Here is a 19563-nt window from a genome sequence, read left to right as displayed (position 1 = left end):
TATATTCTTTTCTGGATTTTTCATACTCCAAAGTTAAGGTAAATGGAATGATACAATTCCTTTGGCTTCAATTTTTTCAATTGTGAGAAACTAGGTTTAAAAAACCTCTCACCAATTCTAAAAAGTGATTACCTCGTTCGCAGAAAAACTAGAAATTTACACACCGACTCTGGTTAGTACTAATTGTCATATCGTTATCAAGGCAAACTAAGTTCCTATAAACCTCAACCATATTGCTCAACATCACTGTAGAGCTATACTTCTCCTCAATGGCTTTTCTACCATTTTCGCTTAATCGCATTATAAGATCTTTATCCAATAGGCACTGCTCCCACTTCTTGGCCAAAGCATCGGGGGTATTTGGCTCATAGATTAAGCCTCCGCCGGAGTTAGCAACAATCTCGGGGAAAGCACCAACAGCAGGCTGAACAATGGGAATACCACTGGCCAATGATTCAAGCTGGTAAAGCCCAAAGGCTTCGCCTTTTTGCACTGGAACAGATAGCAGGGTTAATCCCTCAAAGAAATTGCGCAACGACTCGGTTCTGAAATCCTCAACAAACTCAATATCGTTTTGATATCCTTTAGCCTTAAGCTTTTTGAGCTGCCTATTGATAAATTTCATATCATCACCAGTTCGTCCACCGGTAACCTTAAGCCTTGCATTTTTGAACTGCGAATTCTGCTTAAGCAGAATAAAAGCATCTATCAGAATCTCAAATCCATTGCCAGCATTGGAACGGGAAAGGAAACCGATGGTTGGAACATCTAAGTTTGGCTTTTTCACCTGGTAAACCGACGGATCGACCCCAAGGGGGACAACGTGCAGTTTTTCCGATGGAATAGTCATAAGACGACTTATCTTATCGGCAAAAAATTGGCTCACGGTAATAAATGCGTCAACGTAATTTCCATTTTCCGACATCAGATCCCAAACCTGCGACCTGTAAGGCTCATTCATCACCTCAACCCAAACATCCTCATCCTGAAGGGTGCAAACCACAGGAATATTTAGCTCATCCCTAATTCCTTTTGCCAGTCCCAGAAGTAGTGCATTGGACAGATGAATAATATCGGGCTTCTCGTGATGCTTAAGGTAGCTAATAAGTTCATCGAGCTCGTAGCTTTGAAACCCATCCCTTCCCCTAAGCATCGAAATGGTCATATCCTCCAAGCCTGTTGCGCGGGTTGAACTCGACATCCTAGCTGCAAAGCGAAGCACTGGCGGAGAATTGAGAATTTTACGAAGCCACAAGGGGATATTACGAAATAACCTAAAATTCTGCTCGAAGTAAATATTTACCGCTCCATAAAAAACGGGGATATCGCTCTCGGTATCAAACCCATTTGACGATAATGGTAAATATAAGGGCAAGGTTATGGCATCGTGCCCAGCTGCCCGAAGGGCTTTAACAAATGCGCTATCGCGCAAACAGTTTCCGCAGTAGAATGTGCCACCAAATCCGGGGACTATGCTTACTATCTTCATTTTCAAATAATTTTTTCAATTCATAAAGAAACTATTAAAACTATTTTTTTTAACTTATTATAAGATCGTTTTTCCCTCAAACATAGGGACTTCATGACTCTTTGGTTACTTCTTCTTACTTTCTCCTTAGATGAGAAAGTAAGCAAAGAATCAAGGCAAAACGATGCTGCCACCCGCCCTGCCAATTCTTAAGCCCCATGGCGACGTAAGCGATTTGGAACGCATCAAGCAGATTCCTTATTCGTAGCATGCATGGGTTTTCAAAGTTTTCTCATTCTATTTGTGCTCCACCAAAGCGCTCCAAATCGAACGCGAGCGCCCTCGCACATGGGGCTAACGATTTGGCATTCCCACCAACGCCCCCGCCCGTTTTACCAGCCCACCGCACTATGCTCATAGCAAACTGCTAGCGTTCTCTAGTCCATTCTACCTTGACTTTTTTGCCTTTCATATTGCTCTGCTATCTAAAAAAATAATGATATGACTCAGATTATCAGAGCACAAGCCTAGTTAGCCTGATAGCTATGGGCTACTGTGAGCAGGCTAAAGCCGGTGGCAATAATATAAGTGCTTTTCAAAAACTAACTAAACAGTTTCTAATTAAATACTATTTCACTCCAAAAGCGTAAACACTACCATCCATCGATCCCACAACCACCATATCATTTGTAACGGCAGGAGAGCTAATAATGGGTTTTCCAATTTCGTACGACCAAACCTCTTGTCCAGTTTTTAGATCAATCATATACAGCCTTCCATCGCCCGAGCCAACAACCACAATGTTTTTAGAAATTACGGGTGAGCTGTCAACGCTCCCACGGGTTCTGAATTTCCATATCAACCTACCAGTTGATTTCTCGAAACAATAGATATGCTTATCGCGTGAGCCAATCACCACTCTATCGCCTGCTATTGCTGGTGATGAGATGAATGGGGCTGTTCCATTGTAGGTCCAAACTATTTTTTTGGATGATAAATCGGCGCTATAGAATTTGCCATCGTAGTTGCCAAAGTAGGCTTTACCGTTTTCAATGGCTGCTGAGGCAGCCATATAGGTTCCAATCTCAATTTTTCCTGCAAGCGTTCCCATATTCAAATCCAGCAGGTAAACAAAGCCATCGCATCCGCCAAAAATTGTGGTTTTATCGCTTACCGAAGGCGTTCCGTTGATATAGTTATCGGTTTCGTACTTCCAAATTCCCTTTCCGGTTTTAACATCAATGCAGTGCAAAAAGAAGTCGTAGCTTCCCACAATTATTCTTTTCCCTTTACCATCGGGAGCAACGAACCAGTTTGCAGCTCCAGAGATCTGTCCATCAGTAGCATACTCCCATTTCAGCTTCCCCGAAGAAGCATCGAGAGCGTACACAATACCCTCCAATGAGCTAACAATTATCAAATTATCAATGAATAGCGGAGGAGCCTCGATTGATGTGGGCGTTTGGTATTTCCACTTCAGCTTTCCATTGTCAATTGCATACACAAATCCATCGTTGGAGCCAATATATACAATGCCATTGTAGATTACTGGTGACGATTTTATGGCATCCTCGGTTTTATATGTCCAAAGTAATTTTAAGGATTTAGGCAGATTGACGCTTGCCTCTCCGGTAAGCGATTTGTTCCCCCTGAAGTTCTGCCAGCTAGACCCTTCTTGGGCAAAAGCTAGGCTGGAGACAAACATCAAAATCAAAAATAGTCTAACCATAATTACAATTGTTTTTGCTTATTTAGCTGCAATTGCCCCTGTGGGGCAAGCATTGGCGCACTCCATAGCAACTTCTGTTAACGCTTCGCTTAGCTCAAGGTTAAAGGGTATTTGAACCCTTACATCAAAACCACGCCCAATATACGTTAGGCCAATCTTCTCCTTATGCCTTGTGGCAATCTCTATACACAACCCGCAACGAATACATTTTTCGGGCTCATAAACCACCTCGTTATGCTGAAGATACTTCTTCAACGTACTTCTGGTGCCCATAGCGTATTTTATTCTATCTACCTTGTAATCATCGGCATAGTTGCGTAGTTTACAAGTATTGGGTTTGCGACAATCGCAGTGCATACACCTCTTTGCCTCGGCAATGGCCTCATCGGCAGTAAAACCAGCCAGTTTTCCAACCTTTGGGTTAACTTCCTCTCCCTTGTTTTCTGCCTCCTTTAGATACTCCGAAATCTCTGCCTCTTGCAATAGTCCAAACCTAGAGTTAAACCTATCATATCTGATATCTACAGATTTTCCGTCTAAAAATCTATTTACTGCATAAGCCGTTTCCTTGCCCTGAGCAACCGCCTTAACAGCCATCTTTAATGGTCGGATTGCGCTACCACAGGCAAAAATTGAATCATTTACCTTAAAATCATCCCTAACAGCAATGCCCTTTTCATTGGTTTTAAAACCAAAATCAAAAGAGCTCGATTTATCTATTTCGCCAACTGCAAAAACAGTAGCATCGTATTTTGGTTTGATTTCTACTTTAAAAACCTCAGGTGTCACAATTTGTTCAAGTTTGAACTCTGCCCCAAAATCTTTAATTAGCTTTATTTCATCGCTTAACGAAGTTTTGGGCAGTTCACTTTCAGGTAGATTAAGCAAAGATCCTCCAGCCTCGGAATGCGAATCGAAAACCGTTACAGAGTGACCCAATTTTAAAAGATGAAATGCGCAGGAAAGACCAGCGGGTCCCGCACCAATTATGGCAACACTTTTGCCAGTCGGCAACTCCTTATGAGGGAAGTATGGTGATTCATTTTCGGTATTGTGAACCGCTGCAAATCTTTTCAACATACAAATTGAAACGGGGCTATCAACCTGCTTCCTCCTACAAACCTTTTCGCAGGGAGCAGAACAGATATAACCGAGAATGCTGGGTAGCGCAATCTCCTCCTTTACAACCTTTAATGCACTCAGAAAATCGCCTTTGGCGATAAGCCTATTCATTTGGGGAATATCCATAAAAGCTGGGCAGGCAACCCGACAGGGAGCTTCGCAGTCGCCCACGTGATCGCTTAACAGCAGTTCCAGCGCCTCACGACGAGCATTGATTACCTCCTCGCTGTCGGTTTCAATATCCATTCCCTGCCCTACGGGCATTGCGCACGACGGGTAAAGCATTCCCGAATGGTTATCCTTTACCACGCAAACCATACACGATGGATGATTGGAATTCCCCTCGAGGTAGCACATTGTGAGTATATCAACCCCCATTGTTTTAGCTGCATCGAGAATGGTTGTCCCTTGAGGGACAGTAATTTCTTTGCTATTTATTTTTAGATTAATCATCGTGTTACTACCGCATTTACTGGACAAATTTGTTTGCAAATATCGCACTTGATGCACTTCTCCAAATCGATACTATGAATCTCATATGGCTTTGCCTCAATGGCATCAACCGGGCAACGCTGGGCGCATTTAGTGCAGCCTATGCACTCATCGGTTATATCGTAAGAAATCATCTCCTTACACTTGCCCGTTGGGCAATTCCCGTTGATATGCGCCTCGTACTCATCCCTAAAATACTTGAGCGTGGTGAGCACCGGATTGGGTGCGCTTTTACCTAAACCACAAATACTCCCCTTTTTGGTGCTGTGGGCAAGATTTTCAAGCATATCCAAATCCTCGTGAGTACCCTTTCCGCTGGAAATCTTATCAAGGATATCGAGCATACGCTTTGTGCCCACCCTACAAAATGTGCATCGGCCGCACGATTGATCTTTAGTGAAGGTTAAGAAATATCGGGCAATATCGACCATACAATCGGTTTCGTCGAGAACGATTAGGCCACCAGAACCCATCATTGCGCCCACCTCAACCAGCGAGTGAAAATCGATGGGAGTATCGGCCATTGAAGCAGGAATACAACCACCCGATGGACCACCAATCTGAACCGCTTTAAAGCGTTTGCCATTGGGAATTCCACCGCCAATCTCCTCAACAATCCTTCGGATTGTAATTCCCATAGGCACTTCAATTAGTCCGCCCCGATTTACCTTGCCCGCCAGGGCAAAAACCTTTGTGCCCTTACTCTGCTTTGTGCCAATGCTATGGAAAGCCTCGGCACCATTGCGAATAATCCACGATACTTGCGAGTAGGTTTCGACATTGTTTATTAGGGTTGGCTTTCCCCGCAAACCCTTTTTTGCAGGATATGGAGGGCGCATAGTTGGGTATCCACGTTTCCCCTCAACCGAAGCAATGAGCGCAGTTTCCTCGCCACAAACAAAAGCACCTGCACCCTCAAATATTTTAAGATTGAATGAAAAATCACTTCCAAGGATATTATTACCCAGCAGATTCTTGCTTACGCAAGTTTTTAGTGCTTCGCGAATTCGTTCTAACGCCAGCGGGTACTCGGCGCGAATGTAAAATAGCCCCTCGTTGGCACCAACTGCGTATGCAGCTATTATTATCCCCTCAATTACCCTGAACGGATAGGATTCGAGTAGCATCCTGTCCATAAATGCGCCGGGGTCGCCCTCATCGCCATTGCAAATAATATACTTTTTATCAGCCTCGGCGCTGGCAACAAGCTTCCATTTTGTTCCAGTGGGAAAGCCCGCTCCGCCCCTTCCGCGAAGACCACTCTCCTTGATTGTATCAATAACCTCAAGCGGAGATTTTCTTTTCAAACACTCCTCCAGAGCAGAAAAGCCACCCAAACTTATATACTCATCAATGTCGGAGGGCTTTAGAATTCCCCTGTGCTCGGTTGCAATGTTGATTTGACCCTTTAGGAATTCGGCAACTGGAGTATTTACACTCTCAGATGAGTATCGTTTAATTGATTTGGGAACGCTATCGAAAACCAGATTATCGAACACCCCGTAAATACTGTCCCTTAACCTCGTTAATGGGCTGGAAGGCCTGAAATGGCGATGAATAACCTCCCTCACCTCATCGGGTTTGATTTTGGTGTAGTAAACCGGCGCCTCGTTGGGTTTGTGCACCTCGAGCATTGGCACCTGGTTGCATATTCCCACGCACCCAACGTGCTTTACATTCACATTGATTCGGCTTTTCACCAAGGTTTTCTCCAACTCTTCCTTCACCCCAAAACTTCCACTTGCCACGCAACACGAGCCTAAGCCAATTCTGATTTCGCCCTGAAACTCCTTACTATCAACAAAAGGAACTGAACCGTTCGACTGTCCGTTGCTTGATGCCAGAAAATCGGAAATCACCTCGGGTACAGTTTCAGAGGTTACGTAGCCATAGGTTAGGCTATCTATTTGCACCACGGGTGCAATGGTGCAACATCCCAAGCAGGCCACCTTTTCGACTGTGAAAAGCCCTTCGGCATCGGTATCGTCATTTTCGGGGATGTTAAGTTTGCGCTTAAAGGCATCGTAAACCAGCATTGCACCCTTTACGTGGCAAGCTGTGCCCACGCATACCTTAACCATATGCTTACCCACAGGCTTGTGCCTGAACTGGGTGTAAAATGTTGATATACCGTAAATTCTTGAGGGAGTAATATCGGTTGTTTGGCATACCCTTTCTAGCGCTTCCTGTGGAAGATAGTTGTATTGATTCTGTATCTCCTGTAGAATTGGGATCACCGCATCAACTGTCCTACCAGTTCTTTCTACAATGTCATCAACTATTTTAAAAATATTGTTTTCCATAAATCTACTTACCTATACAATACAAGTTCTTCTCGCCCCTTATAAAAATCCGTCCGTTGGAAAATGCAGGAGTTGCAACAGTTGCCTCGCCTAAACCGGCCTGACCAATCTGTTCAAACTTCCCATCGGCCTTAATTATCTGCATCACTCCAACTTTATCAAGGAGATAAACCCTACCCTCAACCAGCATTGGCGATGCAAAAAATCCATCATCAAAATCGTGTTCCCACAACAACGATCCTGTTTGCGCATCGTAGCAGGCCACTGCACCATAGGTAGTTGGCAAAAACAGATACTTATCGGTTGCCACTGGACTAGGAATATCTGAAAGGTAATCGGAATCCTCCCAAATCAGTTCGGGAGTCTCGCCAACCTTAACAGCCATAATCATAGCATATTCATTCACGCCAAATACTATCCCATTGGCATAAGCCAGCGATGGGCCAACCTCACCGTACATCCCATCAATACTCCAGAGTTCCATTCCCGTTGCGGGGTCGTATGATGCAATGGATGGTTCAGAAATCAGCATTAGCTCATCCCTTTTACCCGTATTCACCAGAATGGGCGAAGCCCAGGAAACCTTCACCTTGCGGGGAGTGCTCCAAACCTCTTCTCCAGTGGTTGATGATAAAGCAAGAATTTTTGGCGTTTTGCTGTCGTCGTACTGAACAATTACTAAGTTCTTGTAGGTGATAAGCGAAGATGAATAACCATAGTGATTTTGAGGCAAGCCCAAGTTCTTGGCCCAAACCCTTTTGCCCTGCATATCGGCAGCTATCATATCGCCATTGGAGAAGATGGCAAAAACACGCTTACCATCAGTCGCAACGGTTGGGGCAGAGTGGCCGGTATCGTCCCTAACACTGGGCGATTTTGCTGGTGTACCCTTAATATTATCGGCATTTACTGTCCATAAAATTTTGCCAGAATTGGCATCGAAACAGTACAGCTCGCGCTTGGTTGTACTTGCGCCAGCAAGGAATACTTTGCCCTCCCAAACCACAGGCGAATTGTAGCCTTTTAAAGGAATTTGGGTTTTCCACAGGATGTTCTCGCCCGACTCGCCATTCCAGCTAGTGGGAATATTCTTTTGATACGCTATGCCAGTCCCCCCAAAACCTCTGAAACTGGGAAAATTCTTCTTCATCTCCTCGTTGGTGGCGTAATCGTTGGTTTTCTCTTTAGGCTGACTGGTATCAACTTTTGGCTTTTCAATTACCTTTTCTGTTGATATTTTCGCTTGCTCAACTTCCTGAATCTTCTCTTCAATAACTTCTTCTTCCGCTTGTAAATGATCTGCTGATGTTATCTCTGATTCACTAATTGGTGATTGCTCGGCTACCTCTTGCATATCCGACTGAGACACTGCCAATACCTTTGCAGTAAAGGTATCCTTAAGCTGATTCTGAGTTAAAAAGGCAAATACCAGCGCAAGAACAACAATGGTTGCACCGCCTACGGAGACCCAAAAGCGTGCTTTTTTCTGTAAAACCAGATATTTATAATCCTCTTTATCATCAATATTTGGTAAATTTTTCTTTCCGATACTTATAAATTGCATTGCAATAATTAGCACCAACACACCAATAGCAAGCATATATCCACCGTAACGAATTTGCCATTGATTTGTGAAGTAGGCCTTGCGGGCAAGCAAATCGAGCTGGCGAATCTCCTCGCGAAGTTCCACATCGTCGGGATTCTGGCTTAAACGCTCCACAAGAGCGTTGATAACAGTTGTATTTACTGGGTCAACCCTATTAACCTGAGCAAAGTTTGCAATAATTAGAATGGAAAAGATGAAAGAATATACCCCTGCAATAAGGGCAACCCTTTTCCAAAGGCGAACATTTTCGATAATATCTTTAAGTTTTGTATTCATACTCACTTTTTATAATACAATATAAACTTATAACTCCTCCTTCACTGGGCAATAATCAATGCATCGAGCGCAACTTAAGCAGGTTCCCTTGTTGGGTTCGTAATCCTCCCGATACCTAAAAATTGATAAGCTGGCCAGAGTTAATCCAAAGGTTAACCCGATGAAACCACCCAAAATCCAGCCACCAATGTAAAACCTATGAACTATTGCAGCTGCCTCTTTATATAAATCCTCGGCCGAGCGCCCAGCCGATCGGAATGCTGTAACCTCGAAGCTCTCGGGTTGGGAATCATCAAAATTCATTATCTCCTGTGCCAGCTGAACCGTGGGATTTACCCTTGCCAAATTCTCGTGAAACTGCGAACCCACAAAACCGCCCGCTAATACTAGCAATGGGATAATAACAGCAAGGCGAATCATTCGGTTAACAGCCGTTTTGCTATCCTCACGCTCCTTGGCAGGAACAGGTTTTTCAATGGCATCAAACGGACAGGAATCCTCGCACAGCTTACACTGAATACAAGCCGATGGCGTGATGGTTAAATGTTTTTTTGAAACTCTACTTACCAAATTTAGGATTACTCCATAGGGACAAAGGAAACGGCAGTAGGGTCGTGCAACAAACACACCTATAAGTAGCAGTGCCCCGCCAAGGGCAAACATCATAAAGGTTGCATCGAGCCTAAAGATACCAACGAACGGGTCGTAGCGGCAAATAACAAAATCGGTTGTCGTTGCGGCGTAAAGAATGGAGATACCTAGATAAAGAAAGGGAATCAATCCCAAAACTTTTAAAAGCCAAGGCTTTAAACTAATGGGTTTAAAAAGAAAAACATCCTGAATAGCACCCAAAGGACACACGCCCGCACAGAAAGTACGCCCGTAGAACAGCGTAAAAATAATTGGAATGGCAAAAAAGAGAATTACGGTTATGGGGATGCTATATTCTGGGTTGAACAACGCCAGAACTACATTCTGAATGGAGCCAACCGCGCACACGCAACCCTTTCGGAAGAAGCCAAAGTAAGCAATGGAAAAAATTGACATCCAGAACACGCCTCGTCTTGATCGCTTTTTAAGTACAAGCCAGCTAGTAATGGCAAGTGCAGCTATAAGCACAAAAACATCGAGAATGGCAAGTGCCTCCGATCGGGGATCGGGCATAATGGTTGATGGCGTTTCGTAGCCCGATTCGAAGTCGGGCTTGGGAAACCGTTCAACTGCTTTTACGCTAATTGTCTGTATCAGAAGAAAAACAAGTAAAACTATATGTGTAAATATTCTTTTCATTGTAGTTTATAGTTTTATCCCTCAATACCTGTTAGCAGATAGGGTTGATTTGAAGGTACTCTGGTAAATGCATCGGCTGGACAATCGCGGGCAATGGCGCATTCATTACAGTTATCGCATAAATCGTGACGAATTTGTAGTTGAAGCGAGCCATTCCCAAAGGCACCACATCCCTTAACGCATTTACCGCAACCGTTGCAAAGCTCCTCATCAATCTCGTACTCAAAATATGGATCCTCAACAAACTTTCTTTTGATGGCGCTGGTGGGACAAAGCTGATTCTCGGCAGCTGTGGTTAAATCCTTGGCCTCGGGTCGGAAATAACCTCCGCAAAGGTCGCAGTAACCACACATACTGTAAACGTGCACGCACTTAACCGCCGAAGGCGTTTTTACGCAGCTAGTAGCGCACTTTCCACACTGAATGCACTTTGTGGGGTCGAGCTGCCAAACCATTTGTTGCGACGACGATTTTCCGAGAAGATGCCCAATGGTTGCGCCCAATCCGATGGCTACCGTAAACCGAAGTCCACTGTTAAGAAACTCACGTCGGTTCATCTTCTTTCCATTGCCATTATCCATACTGTTCATTATTAACAGTTTTTGAAACTAGTTTTCACTTTTAAAATCCTTTGCTTCAGGCAAATCGCAACTACTAACCTTACAGCAGGTGCTACAGGGCGATGGTGATTTAGTTGCAGTATTGCTACTTTTCTGATACATTATGTACCCACTAATTGCCATTATCGCCAATAGGATAAAAAAACGTAATACTTTATTTAATGTGTTTTTACTCATTATAATTTTTCTCAATTGTGGTAGTTCGATTAAACCTCTAAAAATAATTTTTTTATATCGTCATTGCGAAACCCTCGTACTTTGAGGGTTGAAGCAATCTTTTCAAAAAAGATCGCTTCGGAAAGTACCCTCGCGATGACGAGTTTTTTTGTATTTTATGTCACCCCCCCCATTATTCCCAAAATTTTTGGATGACCTCTTGCAATGACGAAAGAGTTTTATGAAACTATTAATGGTAATCATATTACTAAATATTATCTTTCATCTCAAAAATTCTAACAATTCCTTGAACCGGATCGAGTACATAGATTCTATCGGTTGAATCTACCGCCAAATCGATACCTGTTGTTCCCTCCTTAAATAGGCTGGGTGGAGCAACTACAGTTAGAAAATCGCCGGTTGGTTGGTGGATCTTAATCCGCTCAATGCCCTTTTCGCTGGTAACAAATGAGCCATTCGATAGCATTGCGATGTTAGACGGATTACAGCATCCGCTAAAACCATCGAGCCCCATTGAGGTTCTTTGCCACGACGATACCAAATCGCCATTATCGTTGTATCTCTCTAACCTATGTCGCCCGGGGTTTACCACCCAAAGTTCGCCATAGTGACCAATGAGCAAATCGAAGTAGGGACTGGGAACTTTAAAACCCAGTATTCCCCTCTCCTCGTCTTTTCTACCAATCTCGCCAAGCAATTCACCGTTATGATTGTACTGATATACAATCCTGTTGCCAGCATCGGCAACGTAAACAAATTTTTCGCTCACTGCAATGCTGGTGATAACAGACCTTTCATTTACCGATTCCCAAGCAGCTTGCCTATTGCCATCGAAATCAAAAATCGCAATTCGACCTTCAGCTCCAATGTAAAATTTGTTGTATCCTACTCCAATGCATCTTGATTTTAGAGATGTGGAGATAGTTTTTTCTAGATTATGTTCAGCGTTGTATATCTTAACCTCCTTATCACCAGCTAAATAGATATTATCATCAGCATCTATGGCAATTCCTGCTAAACCTTCAATCTCAGGAATAATTTGACCAATCTCATTATATCCTATTGCCGAAGAATCAACCTGCCTAAGTTTTGCCAAATCGTACTCGTAGGGATTTTGAGAGCTTTGATCTTTTGACGAGAAAAAATCCTTGGCCATAAAGGCAACCACAACCAGCAGTGCCACAACAGATAACCACAATAATAATTTCTGCTTCATATCTACTTCCTCGCTCTTATATCAATACAAACCATTTGTTTTGAATCGCGCATCAGCAGGTAGCCATCGGCAATGGCAAAGGGTCCCCAGGAATCAACGCCATCAATAACCTTTGCGCTATCGAGCATTTGCCAACCCGTAGGCGATGCCTTGCCAATGGTAAGGGTTCCATCATCGCTTAGGATAAAAATTTTGCCGTCGGCAAACATATATGGCCCAAGGCCAAAACGCTCGGTTTTTCCGCTGGTCCAGATAATGTTCATAACATCATCCTCCCTTACGCATACCAGCTGATTTCGTGTTCCACCAGCATCTTTAGGTTGAATGCAGTAGATATGCCCATCTAAATATAGCGGTGTTTGCTGTTCAGAGGCAATGCCCTCGCGTGGTTTGTACTTCTCCAAAACCTCAACATCGAAACCAGATTTCGATGGTTTTAGCTGAAAAAGCATTCCACCAGCCCCGTAACCAGCCGTAATGAATATCTTACCATCATCCAGAACTAGAGGTGATGGAACCATAACAGAGGGAGAAAACTCTGTGGTTTTCCAAAGGATTTCGCCAATATCCTCTCCCTCGGCCGATACACCGCAAATGCCACCCAGCGCAGCATACACGTACATTTTCTTGCCGTTGAACTCCATTGGAACTACCGAAGAGTGCGACATTTTCCAACCATCGGGATTTGGCGTTCGCCACAAAACTTCGCCCGTAGCACAGTCTACTCCAATAAGCAAAGATGTTCCTCCAGGGGCAAGCACCACAATATCATCAACAATAAACGGGCACTGACCCGTGTACCAAAGGGGTACCTCGGTTTCGAACTCCCTCGCCATATCGATGCTCCAGAGCAAATCGCCCGTATTTGGATCGGCGCACATAACGTGACAACGTGGACCAATGGTTACAATGTACTTATCGTTAATTGCGGGAACGGTTCGCGACATACCGTGATTCCTTTTGATATGCACCCGGTACGATCGTCGCCACAGCTCCTTGCCCGTTTCTAGGGCAAAACAGCGCAGAACATCGGAACGCTCATCCTCAAAATAATCAATGATATAGACCTTGCCATTGTATATAACCGGAGCAGCGTGCCCCTCGCCCAACTCTACGCTCCACTGGATTCTGGGGCCTTCGTTCCCAAAACCATCAATCAATTTTGTATTTCCCTTGTAGATATTGTCAAAATCGGCACCCCTAAACTGCGTCCATTTACCCTTTAATGATGAAGAATGGCTTCCAAATTCTTCGAAAAACTCTCCAATAATTACCACCTCGCTGGTATCAAGTCCACCAACAGGTCTATTGTCCAAACCCGGAACGCTCACTGCAAGGTGTTTAACTGGGTTGTACCAAAACCAGAATAGGAACGATGATACAGCAATAACTGCAAGAGTAAAAGAAATAATTCTGTCTAGTCGCTTCATTTTAAATTATAAGCCATAATGGCATTTCCATGCCTAATATACAATACTCCTTGGTGTACAGCAGGTACTGACCAATGCGGCCCTCGCCCAAGGGGTACCCTAAAAGTACTTACCACTTTAAAATCGGTAGGTGTGGGTTCAACCAAAGCAATATTTCCCGAGCGCTCCTCGTAGCAATATAGCATACCATCGGCCGAAATAATTGAACCCTTAGTAAACCAATCCTTCTCGTACATAGTTTCGCCAGTATCCCAGCTAATGCAAGCCCAATTTCCACGCGCATTGCTAATCCAGTTTGATCCATAGAGATAACCATCAACTAGCACCACTCCACCGTGATGCACATCGAGAGTATGGCTAGTCCAGTCGAGGGTTAGATTTCTATAATCGTTGGATAGAGAGTACATTGCCCCAACATGGTTATAACCACTGGTTATAAAGATTTTTCCATCGCTATATATTGGGGTGTTGGTATTGGTATATGGCGCACCAGGCCAAACCTCAATAGCCTGCTCATTCTGTAGGCTTGCATAGTTCGTATAGCTAAGAATTTCACCATTTTTTGCATTAACAACCACTAAATAAGTTCCTGTAACATTGATAATAAGCTGTTTACCTTTCTCCTGCACCAACAGAGGCGATGTGTAAGCGGCGGTATCCTTAAGGCTTTGGGTTTGCCATATTGTTTTTCCATTATTCCTATCGAGGGCAACCAGTGTGGTTTTATCGCCGCCAGGGGTAAAAATCACCTTATTATCAACAACAAGAGGCGATTCGGAACATCCCCAGGTGCCAAAGCGCGCATCAAACTCCTTTTGTGTATCCACACTCCATATCACATTGCCATTAGAGGAATCGAGACATGCCACAACCCCCGAGCCGCTAGTAGCATAAACCCTATTACCTACTACTGTTGGAGTGCTTCGGCTGTCGGAAAACGAGACTGTCCAACTTTTACCATAAGGGGTTTGCCATAATATATCGCCCTGCTTGTTAAGAGCAACCAGCACATCCATTGTGTCCACAATACCTGTTAGGAAAACTCCACCTTGGGTGACTGATGCCGAGGAATACCCCTGGGGTAACGACTCGTTCGACCATAATAGCTCTGGCCCGTTCTGTGGCCATTCCTTTAAAAGTCCCTTATCGGGATAAATGCCGCTGCGATCTGGCCCACGCCATTGAGCAATCTCTGGCGTAGCAGTGCACCCTGCCAGTAGGGCAAGAACAACTAGGATATAAAGTCTCTCTTTCATTAGTTTGGTGTTATGAATGAATATCTTAAGTTATTCCAACTAAGACTCAAGAATTTCCTAAATTTTTATTTCCTAATATTATACGCCCAAATTGATTCGCGATGCCTAACGTACAGAATGCCATCCTTTATCACCGGGTGCGCCCAGTAAGGGCCACGCTTCGCGTCAATTTGAAATGTGCTTACAATCCTAAAATCTTCGGGAGTAGCCTCCACAAGGGCAATATTACCCGATTTCTCCTCGTAGCAGTAAAGCATCCCATCGGCTGAAATTATTGAACCCTTGTTTTCCCATTTCTTCTCGTACATGGCTTTGCCAGTTTCCCAATTGAGGCACACCCAATTACCCATTGAGTTTCTTATCCAGTTTGATCCGTAAATATAGTTGCCCACCTTTACAGCTCCGCCGTGGTGGACGTCCAGCACATCATCGACCCAAACCAAGGAAACGCTGGATGCATCATCGGACAGCTTTAGCATAACGCATTTATGGTCATAACCGCTAGTTACGTATATGTAGCCATCAGAAAAGAGAGGCGTATTAATATTATTGTTTCGGCCTGTTGCGTATGACCCAAATTCAAAATTCCAAATAATATCCCCATTATCGGGATTTACCCCAATAATGTAGTTCTCAGTTACATTCACAATGGTTTTTCTACCGCCGTACTCAACTAAAAGTGGTGAAGTGTAAGATGGATTATCCTTTAGGCTTTTGGATTTCCAAATAGTTTTACCAGTTAGTTTATCCAAGGCAACCATTGTGGTTTCCTTTCCTCCGGGGGTAAAAAATACCTTACCATCAAGTACAATTAATGACTCTGCAAGCCCCCAACGGCCATAAGTACCTCCATACTCTTCACTTATCTTTCGTTCCCAAACCAGATCCCCACTTACAGCTTTAAAGCAGGCTAAGTCGCCTTTTCCGCTGGATATGTACAAATAATCGCCATAGATTGTTGGTGTAGCACGGCTCTCGGGATACGATTGGGTCCACGCTCTTCCGAATGGTTTTTGCCAAACTATGTTACCCTTCATATCCATTGCAACTATAGCATCCATCTCACCCTCAAGTCCGATGGTAAATATCATATTATGGGCTATTGCCACCGAAGAGTTTCCCACTGGAAGATTACTGACTGACCATAGAAGTGGTGGCCCATCCTTAGGCCATTCCTTTAGCAAGCCGGTTTCGTTATAAACACCTGTTCTGCCAATACCTCTCCACTCCGATATTACCTGAGAAAATGATGTTCTCTGCAATAGCAACGAAACTGTAAGTAATAAAAATAGATTCTTCATCGCTCTCATATATAGGTGATTTAATTATTGGCAATTGAGTAAACCATAAGCGACGTTCCTCGCCTTACGTATAGTTTCTTATTGTGAATAACCAAATGCGCCCAATGCTGATTAGAGCCTTTGGTAACCCTAAATGAGCTTACTTTTTCAAAACCATTTTCAGTTGGTTTAATTAGCACAACCTCACCATTATCGCCGTATCCATATAGCATTCCATCGGCAGAAATTATGTTGCCGTTACCGGCAATTTTGTTGGAGTATAGTGTTTCACCCGTTTTCCAATCGACACAATGCCACGACCTTGAGTTATGCCCCGATCCATAGATTTTGCCATTATGCAGAACAAGCCCACCCATCTGATTGTCGATCTTCTTATTACGCCATACTTCAGATACGCTATTGCCGTCCTGTGATAATTTTAGCATCACAGCACCTTGTCCATAACCACTAAAACATAATAAATATCCGTTGTTGTAGATTGGCGTGTTAGGGTGCACCGACCATTTGTTGGGATGTGGAAACGACCACAGCATTTTGCCATCGGTGGGATCGAGTGCGATTACAGAGTTGGCTGTATGCGTAACAAATATTTTTCGGTTGTTATGGGTTATCATTAGAGGTGAGCAGTAGGCACTCTCTTCGGATTTGGCAGGTGCTTTCCAAATTAGCTTTCCATTCTCGGGGTTTAAAGCCAAAACATTGGCAGTTTTTCCGCCTGGGGTACAGTACAGTATGTCGTTATCAATCAACAGATTTTCTGTAATACCCCACTTAATATTCACTCCATCGTAATCCTTTAAAAGTTCAATCGACCAAACAATTGAACCATTATTTGCATTTAAGCATACCAACTTGCCAAAGGCACTTAAAATGTATAATTTACCCTTGTAGTAAAGCGGAGTAGAGTGCAATCCGTTCCAATTCTCGGTCCACTCAATACCGTACTCCGTTTTCCATATAAGTTTTCCTGAATGATCAAGCGCAAAAACGTATCCTTTATCCCCTGTCATTCCCGAAGTGAAAATTCTATCATCGGTTACAGTGGCCGAAGAGTGTCCATCACCAAGTTGATCGTAACTCCAAAGCATTTTGGGGCCATCAGCTGGCCATTGCTTGAGCAAACCAGATTCGAGGTAAACACCATCGCGCTGTGGGCCCCTCCACTGCACTAGATCTTGGGCGAAACTAGAAATCACAAGCAAACCGAGGGTTAGAATAGAAAAGGAGGTTTTCATTCAGTAAACTTAAAAGGTTAGTAATCTAAATTTTACGATCACAATATATATCATTCTGATTAGAAAACTAACCTTTAGTTTAAACTTGTTTATATCAATAGGGGCTTAGCATAAAATTGCACCTAATAACTAGCAAATTAAACAATAGCTAAAAAAATTTAAATGCTAATCTACCCTATATTGTGCCATATTATAAAAGTCGTTGGGCAAAACGGGGTTTAAAACCACTTCGTCTAACTCAGTAGTTACCATCCTATAGCCATTTGTATACTCTTCAATAATAAATGGGAACATAATACCCTCAATCGAACGATAATCGGAATAGAGAACTTCTATTGTAACCTGTTGCTCTCCTCTGGGTCGAACCATTTTGATTTTTGTTAGCAGATAGGTTTCTTTATCAATAAAAAACAATGTGGAGAAACCCGTTGTGCTAAATAGCTCTATAACGTAATGATCCTTATCCTCAACCTTTTCGTCATCCATCAACTTCGCTTTATAGCCTTTAGCCTTCCAGTTGGCAAGTTGGTCGTCAAAATCAGCAGTACCTGCTAGTGCTACAGTGGCATCTGCAGGTAGTTCCTCGGGGTTTACAACTCCTCGCCAGGGAGCAGTGTGCCAACCCTTTTCTCCATCATAGGTTCGGTAAGCAGTCAGGTCGCCCACATCAAACTTCATCATATACTTGTTAGGGCGAGATCGATAGTAGGAAACAGGCATCACATCATTTCGTACCCTTATGCCCTCCATTTGGTAGCTCTGTACCTTGGCAAACTTTTCTTCGCCTCTGGCTTTACAGTAGCTCTTAATTATCTCCTCAACATCTTGTGCCATAGTAAAAAAACCCATTACCATAGCTAAAATTGTTAGTCCATATTTTTTCATATCAAACTATTTTGGGATAAATTATTGCTCTTCATTACTCGCCAATGAAGAATCTTTTCTCCTAATATCATAAGCCATCAGTGAGTTTCCTCTTCGGATATAAAGAATCCCCTTGCTTATTACAGGATGGGAGAAATGCGCTTTGGTGCCAAGGTTCAGCTTGAACTCGCTTATCTTCTGAAATTTTCCATTATCAACCCCGCAAAGCGATACTCGACCTCTTTCGTTGTAGAGATAAAGTTTACCGTCGGCAAAAATTGTTATGCCATTATCGAATTTCAATGAGTCAGTAATTTCACCAGTGTTTGTATTTACCGAGTACCACATTCTCTTTGTGTAGCCTGATGCATAGATATGATCATCAATTTTGATGAACCCGCCATTAAGATTATCGCATTTTTTGTTTGCCCAAACCTGCTTAACCAGATTGCCATCATCAGTAAGTTCGAGCTTTACCGCACCGTTACCATTACCCGCTACATAGTATAAAAATCCATCTTCGTAAAGAGGAGTATTAACGTGTACATCGCCATCGCCCTCCTGCTGGTGAGTCCATAGCAATTCGCCGGTTTCAATATCTATAGCCAGTAAGTGACTCTTTGAGAAGGTTAACAAAAGATTTCGTCTGGGCAGTTCTAATACCAAAGGAGTACAAAACGATGGCATTTCGCCCTTACCACCACACGCCCACTCCACTTCGCCAGTGAATCGGTTAAGAGCCACTACATTCATCTCTGGTCCACCGGGTGTGCAAAACACTTTATCGCCATAATTTACAATTGATTCGGCAAAGCCAAAGCGGGTATTTACAGCTCCAAATTCTTTTAGCATATTCCTACTCCATTTCTGCTCACCAGAATTTGCATCAAAGCAAGCAACTGTGCCCATTCCTGCCGACACATAAACCAAATCATCAACAATTGTTGGGGTTGATCGAGCGCCCGGGTAGGAAGAAACCCACTCCTCACCTATAGGACTTTTCCATAGAATAGCCCCCGTATTGTCAAGTGCAAAAAGATACGTTAGGGAATCGATCTCACCGTTAACGTAAATTCGATTATATGATTATCCGTAATTGTACCTAAGTTTTCCATACCAAGTATCTTCGACAGCTGCAACTAGTAGTCTATCAAATAGATTCGCTCCAAAATATCGTC

General features: G+C 43.4%; 15 protein-coding genes. All 15 read right to left on the bottom strand.

Annotated elements, in window-relative coordinates; genetic code table 11:
• Nucleotides 1-148: 148 nt before the first annotated feature.
• The 15 genes from G8O23_RS12625 to G8O23_RS12560 all read right to left on the bottom strand — a co-directional run bounded on the left by G8O23_RS12625 (nucleotide 149) and on the right by G8O23_RS12560 (nucleotide 19441).
• Nucleotides 149-1489 (bottom strand): glycosyltransferase family 4 protein, encoded by a 1341-nt coding sequence (locus G8O23_RS12625; protein WP_166365378.1) that lies wholly within the window; start codon nucleotides 1487-1489, stop codon nucleotides 149-151.
• A 271-nt stretch (nucleotides 1490-1760) separates the two neighbouring features.
• Nucleotides 1761-1886, bottom strand: a complete 126-nt coding sequence (locus tag G8O23_RS17570; protein WP_262888069.1) for a hypothetical protein — start codon at nucleotides 1884-1886, stop codon at nucleotides 1761-1763.
• Nucleotides 1887-2096: 210 nt separating this feature from the next.
• Complete coding sequence (locus G8O23_RS12620) at nucleotides 2097-3197, bottom strand: outer membrane protein assembly factor BamB family protein (protein WP_166365376.1); 1101 nt, start codon at nucleotides 3195-3197, stop codon at nucleotides 2097-2099.
• A gap of 18 nt (nucleotides 3198-3215) precedes the next feature.
• A complete protein-coding gene (locus G8O23_RS12615) occupies nucleotides 3216-4772 on the bottom strand; it encodes an FAD-dependent oxidoreductase (protein ID WP_166365374.1) in 1557 nt (518 codons plus the stop codon).
• Nucleotides 4769-7114, bottom strand: a complete 2346-nt coding sequence (locus tag G8O23_RS12610; RefSeq protein WP_166365372.1) for an NAD(P)H-dependent oxidoreductase subunit E — start codon at nucleotides 7112-7114, stop codon at nucleotides 4769-4771. The genes G8O23_RS12615 and G8O23_RS12610 overlap by 4 nt, the downstream gene beginning before the upstream one ends.
• A 4-nt stretch (nucleotides 7115-7118) precedes the next feature.
• On the bottom strand, nucleotides 7119-8996 hold the full coding sequence (locus G8O23_RS12605; RefSeq protein ID WP_166365370.1) for a PQQ-like beta-propeller repeat protein: 1878 nt from the start codon (nucleotides 8994-8996) through the stop codon (nucleotides 7119-7121).
• A gap of 27 nt (nucleotides 8997-9023) precedes the next feature.
• Nucleotides 9024-10286 (bottom strand): 4Fe-4S binding protein, encoded by a 1263-nt coding sequence (locus G8O23_RS12600; RefSeq protein WP_166365368.1) that lies wholly within the window; start codon nucleotides 10284-10286, stop codon nucleotides 9024-9026.
• A 14-nt stretch (nucleotides 10287-10300) separates the two neighbouring features.
• Nucleotides 10301-10876: a ferredoxin gene (locus G8O23_RS12595; RefSeq protein ID WP_166365366.1), complete on the bottom strand. Its 576-nt coding sequence runs from the start codon at nucleotides 10874-10876 to the stop codon at nucleotides 10301-10303.
• 454 nt (nucleotides 10877-11330) lie between these two features.
• Nucleotides 11331-12299, bottom strand: coding sequence for an NHL repeat-containing protein (locus G8O23_RS12590; RefSeq protein WP_166365364.1), 969 nt, complete (start codon nucleotides 12297-12299; stop codon nucleotides 11331-11333).
• A 2-nt stretch (nucleotides 12300-12301) separates the two neighbouring features.
• Nucleotides 12302-13729: an outer membrane protein assembly factor BamB family protein gene (locus G8O23_RS12585; RefSeq protein WP_166365362.1), complete on the bottom strand. Its 1428-nt coding sequence runs from the start codon at nucleotides 13727-13729 to the stop codon at nucleotides 12302-12304.
• Entirely contained in the window at nucleotides 13726-14985 is a 1260-nt protein-coding gene (locus G8O23_RS12580; RefSeq protein WP_166365360.1) for a PQQ-binding-like beta-propeller repeat protein, read from the bottom strand. Before G8O23_RS12580 ends, G8O23_RS12585 begins: the two co-directional genes overlap by 4 nt.
• A 65-nt stretch (nucleotides 14986-15050) precedes the next feature.
• A complete protein-coding gene (locus tag G8O23_RS12575; protein ID WP_166365358.1) occupies nucleotides 15051-16286 on the bottom strand; it encodes a PQQ-binding-like beta-propeller repeat protein in 1236 nt (411 codons plus the stop codon).
• A 20-nt stretch (nucleotides 16287-16306) separates the two neighbouring features.
• On the bottom strand, nucleotides 16307-17521 hold the full coding sequence (locus G8O23_RS12570; RefSeq protein WP_166365356.1) for a PQQ-binding-like beta-propeller repeat protein: 1215 nt from the start codon (nucleotides 17519-17521) through the stop codon (nucleotides 16307-16309).
• A gap of 165 nt (nucleotides 17522-17686) precedes the next feature.
• Entirely contained in the window at nucleotides 17687-18406 is a 720-nt protein-coding gene (locus tag G8O23_RS12565; protein ID WP_166365354.1) for a DUF4292 domain-containing protein, read from the bottom strand.
• Nucleotides 18407-18427: 21 nt separating this feature from the next.
• Nucleotides 18428-19441, bottom strand: coding sequence for an outer membrane protein assembly factor BamB family protein (locus tag G8O23_RS12560; protein WP_317169008.1), 1014 nt, complete (start codon nucleotides 19439-19441; stop codon nucleotides 18428-18430).
• Nucleotides 19442-19563 lie beyond the last annotated feature (122 nt).

The organism is Perlabentimonas gracilis (assembly GCF_011174675.1).
Taxonomy (GTDB): domain Bacteria; phylum Bacteroidota; class Bacteroidia; order Bacteroidales; family Tenuifilaceae; genus Perlabentimonas; species Perlabentimonas gracilis.
The sequence above is the reverse complement of the archived record's forward strand: the minus strand, read 5'-3'. Positions and strand labels throughout refer to the sequence as shown.

Coding starts and splice junctions, on each gene's coding strand:
- G8O23_RS12625 (WP_166365378.1), bottom strand. CDS start 1,489: ATGAAGATAGTAAGCATAGTCCCCGGATTTGGTGGCACATTCTACTGC.
- G8O23_RS17570 (WP_262888069.1), bottom strand. CDS start 1,886: ATGAGCATAGTGCGGTGGGCTGGTAAAACGGGCGGGGGCGTTGGTGGG.
- G8O23_RS12620 (WP_166365376.1), bottom strand. CDS start 3,197: ATGGTTAGACTATTTTTGATTTTGATGTTTGTCTCCAGCCTAGCTTTT.
- G8O23_RS12615 (WP_166365374.1), bottom strand. CDS start 4,772: ATGATTAATCTAAAAATAAATAGCAAAGAAATTACTGTCCCTCAAGGG.
- G8O23_RS12610 (WP_166365372.1), bottom strand. CDS start 7,114: ATGGAAAACAATATTTTTAAAATAGTTGATGACATTGTAGAAAGAACT.
- G8O23_RS12605 (WP_166365370.1), bottom strand. CDS start 8,996: ATGAATACAAAACTTAAAGATATTATCGAAAATGTTCGCCTTTGGAAA.
- G8O23_RS12600 (WP_166365368.1), bottom strand. CDS start 10,286: ATGAAAAGAATATTTACACATATAGTTTTACTTGTTTTTCTTCTGATA.
- G8O23_RS12595 (WP_166365366.1), bottom strand. CDS start 10,876: ATGAACAGTATGGATAATGGCAATGGAAAGAAGATGAACCGACGTGAG.
- G8O23_RS12590 (WP_166365364.1), bottom strand. CDS start 12,299: ATGAAGCAGAAATTATTATTGTGGTTATCTGTTGTGGCACTGCTGGTT.
- G8O23_RS12585 (WP_166365362.1), bottom strand. CDS start 13,729: ATGAAGCGACTAGACAGAATTATTTCTTTTACTCTTGCAGTTATTGCT.
- G8O23_RS12580 (WP_166365360.1), bottom strand. CDS start 14,985: ATGAAAGAGAGACTTTATATCCTAGTTGTTCTTGCCCTACTGGCAGGG.
- G8O23_RS12575 (WP_166365358.1), bottom strand. CDS start 16,286: ATGAAGAATCTATTTTTATTACTTACAGTTTCGTTGCTATTGCAGAGA.
- G8O23_RS12570 (WP_166365356.1), bottom strand. CDS start 17,521: ATGAAAACCTCCTTTTCTATTCTAACCCTCGGTTTGCTTGTGATTTCT.
- G8O23_RS12565 (WP_166365354.1), bottom strand. CDS start 18,406: ATGAAAAAATATGGACTAACAATTTTAGCTATGGTAATGGGTTTTTTT.